Annotated in this window: 3 protein-coding genes; all 3 read left to right on the top strand. The window is 61.3% G+C overall.

The features are described from left to right. The first annotated feature begins 171 nt into the window (after positions 1 to 171). The 3 genes from O4H53_RS26815 to O4H53_RS26805 all read left to right on the top strand — a co-directional run bounded on the left by O4H53_RS26815 (position 172) and on the right by O4H53_RS26805 (position 3621). Entirely contained in the window at positions 172 to 654 is a 483-nt protein-coding gene (locus O4H53_RS26815) for an Lrp/AsnC family transcriptional regulator (protein ID WP_114277076.1), read from the top strand. 110 nt (positions 655 to 764) lie between these two features. Continuing rightward, the gene (locus tag O4H53_RS26810; protein ID WP_269368031.1) at positions 765 to 2240 is read left to right on the top strand and encodes an NAD-dependent succinate-semialdehyde dehydrogenase; all 1476 of its coding nucleotides are present in this window, start codon (positions 765 to 767) and stop codon (positions 2238 to 2240) included. A 10-nt stretch (positions 2241 to 2250) separates the two neighbouring features. Beyond that, complete coding sequence (locus O4H53_RS26805; protein ID WP_269368029.1) at positions 2251 to 3621, top strand: aspartate aminotransferase family protein; 1371 nt, start codon at positions 2251 to 2253, stop codon at positions 3619 to 3621. Positions 3622 to 3831 lie beyond the last annotated feature (210 nt).

Here is a 3831-nt window from a genome sequence, read left to right as displayed (position 1 = left end):
TCCTGCGCTCTCTTGCCTGGAACTGAGCAATTTTGGACTGAAACGGGTGGGCGACAATGAATGTCAACACGACCTAGGATCGCAAATGTTCTGAGAGCGCGATGCGTGGCAAGCTATTTGCGATTCAACATTTTCCCGAAACGCTGTAACCCCATAACAGGAGGTGGCGCCATGCGGCTTGATGCCCGCGATCTGGAAATCCTGCGGGTGCTGTCAAAGGAAGGCCGCATCACCAAGGCCGCGCTGGCGGAACGGGTCAACCTGTCGCCGACGCCCTGCTGGGAACGGTTGAAGAAACTGGAAAAGGCCGGATTGATCGAAGGCTACCGCGCCGAGATCAATCTGCGCAAACTGGGGCCGCATCTGACGGTCTTTGTCGCGGCCGAACTGTCCGACCATACGGCGGCCAGCTTCCAGGCCTTCGAGGCTGCCATGCAGCGTTATGACGAGGTTCTGGCCTGCTGGGCGCTGGGTGGCGGGTTCGACTACCTTTTGCAGATCCTGACCCGCGACATCGATACCTACCAACGCCTGATCGACGAAATGCTCAACGCGCGGATCGGGCTGTCAAAGTATTTCACCTATGTTGTGACCAAACCGGTCAAGGGCCAGGGCATTCCGCCGCTGGCGCTGATCGCGGGCAGCCTGGACTAAACCGCCATCAAACCGGCAATGGGCAGGAGATTCCTCTGCCAAAGCCCCGAAATATGGTCTCTCCCTCCTTCGAAACCGGCCGATGATCCGGCCAGAAGGGAGACCCGCTCATGACCAACACGGCACTTTCCGCCCGCAACGAGATTTCCGACAAGTCTCTGGTGCGCAGTTTCTCCTATATCGGGGGCAAATGGACTGCGGCGGCCACGGGGGAGACCATCCGCGTCACCGACCCGGCCACCGGGGACATCGTCGGCGACGTTGCCAGCCTGACCGCGCAGGAAAGCCTTGCCGCCGTGGACGCGGCGCAATCGGCATTTCCCGGCTGGTCCGGACTTCTTCCGCAGGACAGGTCCGCCATCCTGCGCCGCTGGTTCGACCTGATCCTGAAGCACAAGGAAGACCTCGCGCGGATCATGGTGCTGGAACAGGGCAAACCCCTGTCAGAGGCACGGGGCGAAATCGACTATGCCGCGTCCTTTGTGGAATTCTACGCCGAAGAGGCCAAACGCCCGAATATCGAAGGGGTCACAAGCCACCTGCCCGACGCCGAAGTCGAGGTTTGGCTGGAGCCGGTGGGCGTCGTGGCCCTGATCACACCCTGGAACTTCCCCGCCGCCATGCTGACCCGCAAGGCCGCTGCCGCCCTGGCCGTCGGATGTACGGTTGTGGCCCACCCTTCCGGTGAAACACCGTTTTCAGCCCTGGCACTGGCCGAGCTGGCGGAAAAGGCCGGGGTTCCGGCAGGCGTCTTCAATGTCGTCACCGGCAAGGCGGCAAAGGTGGTCGAACCCTGGACAAAAGACTCCCGCGTGCGGGCGCTCTCCTTCACCGGCTCGACCGAGATCGGACGGCTTCTATACCGGCAATCCGCCGACACCGTGAAAAAGCTTGTCATGGAACTGGGCGGTCACGCGCCGGTGATCGTGTTCAAAGGTGCCGATCTTGATGTTGCGGTCGCCGAAACGATAAAGGCCAAGTTTGCCACCTCTGGGCAGGATTGCCTGGGCGCCAACCGGATTTTCATCGAACGCGCGATCTATGACGACTTCTGCACGCGTTTCACGGCGGCAACACGCGCGCTCTCGCTCGGCGTCGGCATGGATGATCCCGACATCGGGCCGCTGATGAACGAAAAGGCGGTTCAAAAGCAGGAAGAACATGTCGCGGACGCCCTTGCGAAGGGTGCGAAACTTGCCTGCGGCGGCGCACGCGATCCCCTTGGCCCGCTGTTCTATCAGCCCACCGTCCTGACCGACGTGCCGCGCGATGCGGCCATCATGTCCGAAGAAACCTTCGGTCCGGTAGCGGCCATCGCGCCCTTCGACAGCGAGGATGAGGTCATCGCGCTGGCCAATGACACGGAATACGGGCTGGTCGCCTATCTGCACAGCAATGACCCACGGCGCATCTACCGCGTCTCGCGGGCGCTGCAATTCGGCATGGTGGCGGTGAACCGGACCAAGGTCACCGGCGCGCCGATCCCCTTCGGGGGCACCAAGCAATCCGGCCTTGGCCGCGAAGGGGCGCGACGCGGCATGGAAGAATACACTGAAATCAAATACATATGCCGCGATTGGGCATGAGGAGAAAGAAATGCTGAAAAACGACCACCTCGAACAATGGGACCGTGAGAATTTCTTTCACCCCTCGACCCATCTGGCTGATTTTGCACGGGGCAATGTCCCCCACCGGATCGTGACCGGCGGCCAGGGCTGCCACATCGAGGACCGCGACGGCAACCGCCTGCTGGATGCATTCGCAGGGCTCTACTGCGTCAACGTCGGCTATGGCCGCAGCGACATCGCCGACGCCATCGCAGCACAGGCAAAGGAACTGGCCTATTACCATTCCTATGTCGGTCATGGCACCGAGGCGAGCATCACCCTGGCCAAGATGATCCTCGACCGCGCGCCGGACAACATGTCCAAGGTCTACTTCGGCCTTGGCGGCTCCGACGCCAATGAGACCAACGTCAAGCTGATCTGGTATTACAACAACATCCTGGGTCGCCCCGAGAAGAAAAAGATCATCTCGCGCTGGCGCGGCTATCACGGTTCCGGCCTCGTCACCGGCTCGCTCACCGGGCTTGAGCTGTTCCACAAGAAGTTCGATCTGCCGCTGGCACAGGTGGTTCATACCGAAGCCCCCTATTACTACCGCCGTGAAAACCTTGAACAATCCGAGGCTGAATTCGTCGCCCATTGCGTGGCAGAACTGGAGGCCCTGATTGACCGTGAAGGGGCGGATACAATTGCCGCATTCATCGGTGAACCCGTGCTGGGAACCGGGGGCATCGTGCCGCCGCCCGAAGGCTATTGGGCCGCGATCCAGACGGTTCTGGACAAGCATGACATCCTGCTTGTGGCCGATGAAGTTGTGACAGGTTTCGGACGGCTGGGCACGATGTTCGGCTCGGATCACTACGGCATGAAGCCCGATCTCATCACCATCGCCAAGGGGCTGACCTCGGCCTATGCGCCGCTTTCGGGGTCCATTGTCAGCGACAAGATGTGGAAGGTTCTGGAACAAGGCACGGATGAAAACGGCCCCATCGGCCACGGCTGGACCTATTCGGCCCACCCCATCGGCGCAGCGGCAGGTGTTGCGAACCTCAGGCTTATCGACGAATTGGGCCTGATCAATAATGCCGGTGAAGTGGGCGCCTACCTCAACGACGCAATGGCGGATGCATTCGGCACGCACGCCAATGTCGGCGAGGTGCGCGGCGCGGGCATGCTCTGTGCGCTGGAGTTTGTGAAACAGTGCGACGGCCGGATCTATTTCGACGTCTCCGACAAGGTCGGTCCCTCCATCGCGGCGGCCCTTCTGGCCGAGGGTGTGATTGCCCGCGCCATGCCCCAGGGCGACATCCTCGGTTTTGCACCGCCCTTCTGCCTGACCCGCGAAGAAGCGGACGAGGTGGTCGGCAAGACAGTGAAGGCGGTCAGGGCAGTCCTGGGCTAAGGCTTTCGCAAAGCGGGCGACTGCGGTCGTCATCAAGGGCCTGCTTGATCTGCAGGCCCTTGATACCGGTTCCCCCAGGCTAGGTCGTGTTGACATTCATTGTCGCCCACCCGCGCGAGACGGATTTTGCCGCTGGCGCCCTGATGTGAGCGCAGCAATGTGATCATTGGAAGCGAACATCCGGGATGGCAGAGGCAAAATCCGCCGCGC

This window comes from Sulfitobacter sp. G21635-S1, from assembly GCF_027213915.1.
Taxonomy (GTDB): Bacteria; Pseudomonadota; Alphaproteobacteria; order Rhodobacterales; family Rhodobacteraceae; genus Sulfitobacter.
This window is presented reverse-complemented; position numbering and strand designations above follow the sequence as displayed.